Source organism: Halomonas sp. SIMBA_159 (assembly GCF_046536035.1).
In the GTDB taxonomy this organism is placed as follows: domain Bacteria; phylum Pseudomonadota; class Gammaproteobacteria; order Pseudomonadales; family Halomonadaceae; genus Vreelandella; species Vreelandella venusta_A.
In genome coordinates this window covers 1-3605 of sequence record NZ_JAWJBT010000044.1, presented here as the reverse complement: position 1 = coordinate 3605, position 3605 = coordinate 1, and the positions used below count along the sequence as shown (strand labels likewise).

Annotated in this window: 5 protein-coding genes; 2 read left to right on the top strand and 3 right to left on the bottom strand. The window is 52.2% G+C overall.

Annotated elements, in window-relative coordinates; genetic code table 11:
* Positions 1 to 621, bottom strand: a 621-nt coding sequence (locus R0J87_RS18170; protein WP_498887931.1) for a response regulator, incomplete at its 3' end; no start/stop codon positions are given.
* A 173-nt stretch (positions 622 to 794) separates the two neighbouring features.
* On the opposite strand from R0J87_RS18170, the gene R0J87_RS18165 reads away from it, so the two are divergent.
* Entirely contained in the window at positions 795 to 1667 is an 873-nt protein-coding gene (locus R0J87_RS18165; RefSeq protein ID WP_498887929.1) for a diguanylate cyclase domain-containing protein, read from the top strand.
* Positions 1668 to 1681: 14 nt separating this feature from the next.
* Here the strand turns inward: R0J87_RS18165 and R0J87_RS18160 are convergent, their stop codons facing one another.
* A complete protein-coding gene (locus R0J87_RS18160; protein WP_490176191.1) occupies positions 1682 to 1828 on the bottom strand; it encodes a hypothetical protein in 147 nt (48 codons plus the stop codon).
* 2 nt (positions 1829 to 1830) lie between these two features.
* Complete coding sequence (locus R0J87_RS18155) at positions 1831 to 2610, bottom strand: CLCA_X family protein (protein ID WP_498887927.1); 780 nt, start codon at positions 2608 to 2610, stop codon at positions 1831 to 1833.
* A 172-nt stretch (positions 2611 to 2782) separates the two neighbouring features.
* Here R0J87_RS18155 and R0J87_RS18150 point away from each other — a divergent pair, with 172 nt between their 5' ends.
* Entirely contained in the window at positions 2783 to 3469 is a 687-nt protein-coding gene (locus R0J87_RS18150) for a type 1 glutamine amidotransferase domain-containing protein (RefSeq protein ID WP_404345234.1), read from the top strand.
* The last annotated feature ends 136 nt before the right edge of the window (positions 3470 to 3605 follow it).

Genomic DNA, 3605 nt, shown 5'->3' with positions numbered 1-3605 from the left:
GCGAGCTGATGGCCAAGTACCATGCAAGCCCATCAACCATCCAATGAGTGTGTTGCACTCAGAGTCTGCATCCGCCTCCATATCGACGAGCAGCGCTAAAGGTTCGTGCTTTATTATGGCTGCATCTAGCTGATAAATGTCTTTTTGCTGATGAACGCGATAACCATATTGGCTAAGCACTTCGCTTATTTGCGTTGAAAAGTCCGGATCGTCATCAACTAAAAGAATATCGATTTTCTCTGCGTCGTTCTTATTTTGTATTATGGAAAGGTCATCTATACTTGTGGGCTTAACGGTGCTGGGTAGTTCTGAGTAGCGCGCTAGGGCATTTAGCAAAGCATTGAGTGGCTCTGAGAGTGCGTATTTAATTTCTTTTTGATTCAAGCTTTTAGCGGCTTCACATGCGTATTCAAGCTCTCTGGCCAGTTGGGATAGCTCGACAAAACCATACGCCTTCCCTGAGCCGCTTAACTTATGCGCCACGCTTGTAATATGGTGAACCCACCGAGTGTCCTTATGTGCCCCTTTCCAAGTGGTTTCTAGCTCAGCTTTGTAAAGCAGAAGATGTCTTTTATAAGCGCTGAGCAATGTTTCCATTTTACTGTTGTTTGGGTGGTTCATTGAGATGTCCTACCGTTAAGCTGGTCCCTAGGCAATAATATAGTATGTAATGACGGGTAGAGTCTTGTGTTTTCGAAGCATTATTAAGCTAGAGGATTTTCTCTAGCGCTGTTTTCGCTTGTTCAGGTGCGTTGTGTCTATACTGGATAGAAACTGAGTAAGCTAAGCTGCCCATGCCTATTGATTTGCAAACACTTTATCCCAAATTGATCCATCTCATTCTCGACACAGTGTTCGTGGTAGATGCGAATCATCAGATTTTGTTCGTCAGCGATGCCTGCGAGTCACTGCTGGGCTACCGTGCTGAGGAACTGATAGGCACGTCGATCACGGGCTACATGCACCCAGAAGATTTTGCCGAGACGCAAGCCTCCATTAAGCGTGTGATGAATGGGCAACCCCATCTCGATTTTCGGAACCGCTACCTGCATAAAAACGGCAGCGTGGTGCATGTGCTGTGGTCGGCTCGCTGGTTGGATGAAGAGCAGGTGAGAATTGGGGTGGCGCGGGATGTAACGGCCCAGGTGCAGGCGGAGGACGACCTGCGCTTTCTGGCACATCACGACCCGCTCACCAAGCTAACCAATCGTTCGCTGTTCTATAATCGTTTGGAATCATCGTTAAGTACCGCAAGACGCTATCAAAACCGTTTTGCGCTGCTGTTTTTAGATGTCAACGACTTCAAACGAGTTAACGATGAGCATGGCCACGCAGTGGGGGATGCGGTGCTTTGCGAGGTAGCTCGCCGTTTGAGTGGCTGCGTGCGCGAAACCGACACGGTGGCACGTATGGGGGGAGATGAATTTACGGTGATATTAACCGACGTTCACTCTAAGGAGGCTGCCATCGAAAAGGCTGCGCAAATACTGGAGGTGCTTTCTGAACCGCTCGCGGCAGAGGTAGGAGGGGCGGATATGTGGGATATCGACATGCCGTCTTGCAGTGTGGGTGTGGCCACCTACCCAGAAGACGGCAAAGATGCCGATACGCTACTTAACTATGCCGATGTAAAAATGTACCGAATGAAAAGGCGACGTGCGCGCTAGTAACGTGGCTGCTTTTAAAACGGTAGACCGCCGCTAAAGCCAAAAATCGCGACGGCGATCACAACAACGACAACAACAATGGTGGTAGTAGAGGGCATGTTCTCTTCCTTTGAGAAATAAGTGTGGATTAAGCCTAGCTGCTGGCCGGCGGTTTCGCACACTTTTATCCGCGTGCGTGGCTAAGAGCGCTGCCTAACGTAGAGAAGTAGTCACTAAACAGCACGTTGATGCGTTCGCGCTGCTCTCCCTGTGGATATAAGCCGCGCTCTGCCTCTGGCGAGTTTTTGGTGCCTTTCACCAAAAAGTGATTTTTGATTGAGGCATCCTGCACGAACGCTTCAAAGGCGCGGGCGCACAGTTCTTCTGGCTTGCTGTAGTAAAGCTGCCCAAGCGCTTTATCCATCGCGGCAGAGTGGTGAAATAGCGCGCTAGGTTGCTGGCCGCTGGGCTGCAGCAGGATGGCGCGAAAGCAGGCGATTAACCGCTGGTTGAGCGGGTGCTGAATGGGTGAAGCGTCTGCTAGCCAAGCGGCAGACGCAAAGGCGCTGTTCGGCACGCTGTGAAAACATTTTGGTGCGATGTAGTGGTCGAAGGCGTGAAACCACTCGTGGGCAATGCTGCCAGGGCCTGCGTTTTTGGCCAATGCAAAGCTGCGCTGGCTGGGGTCGTAGTGGGCCGAAACGCCAGGTCTGCCACCGGTGCCGTACTGCAGCGCGAGAGAGCCTCTGAGTGAAATCAGCGTTTCGGTGCCCTGAAGGATCAGCATGAGATCGCATAGCGCATCGTGAAACAGCTCGGCCGCTCGGTCTCGCTCAGTGTTGGTGACCCAGCGGCCAATCTCGATGGAGCGAAAATCGAACTGGCGACGAATGAGCCCAAAGCTGCTTGGCGCTTGGCGATGTGAAGGGCCAAGCCGATAAAACGTACGGGCGTTAATACTCACCACGTGCTCGCTAAGAAACAGAAAGTCGCATCATGTTATCTAAAACGGTGGGCCAGCACCAAGCGCGTCGTTTATGTGTTGGTACGAGCGAGAAGCCTTGTAACCCGACGACAGTGCCCCAAGGTTAGTTGGCAACGGAACATACACTACTTTCACTGTTAGGAGCATCGAGATGAGCAAGCGTATTCTAGTAGTACTAACCTCACATGATCAGCTAGGCGACACAGGCGAGAAGACCGGTTTCTGGTTGGAAGAGTTCGCAGCGCCTTACTACGTGTTTAAAGACGCGGGAGCGGTGGTCACGCTGGCATCACCGAAAGGCGGCCAGCCGCCGCTGGACCCCAAAAGCGATGCAGAAGATAGCCAAACCGACGAAACGCGTCGTTTTAAGCAAGACGAAGCTGCCCAAGCAGAGCTTGCCAATACGCATCTGCTGAGCGAGATGAAGGCGGACGATTATGACGCTGTGTTCTACCCCGGTGGCCATGGCCCGCTATGGGATTTGGTGGACGACAAAGACTCCATCAAACTGATCGAAACCTTCATGGCCCAAGGCAAGCCGGTGGCGTCTGTGTGTCACGCGCCTATCGTGCTGGTGAATGCCAAAGACAGCAACGGCGAGCCGCTGGTGAAAGGTCGCCAAGTCACTGGCTTTACCAACGGTGAAGAAGACGCGGTTGGCCTCACGGATGTAGTTCCGCACTTGGTGGAAGATGCATTGCAAAAGTGTGGCGGTATTTACAGCAAAGCCGATATCTTTACGCCCTATGTACGTGAAGATGGCCAGCTAATTACCGGTCAGAACCCGCCCTCCTCAGCGCCCACTGCAGAAGCGCTGATGGCGTGGTTTACGCGCTAAGTGAAGCGATCACATAAGTGAAGCGGTAAAGTGAGCGCATAAAAAGGCGGGCCATGGGTCTAATGCCAGTCAGTTAAGCCTGACTGGCTTTTTACTCACCGCATATTTCTGTGGTCGTGCCCGGACAGCACGCGGG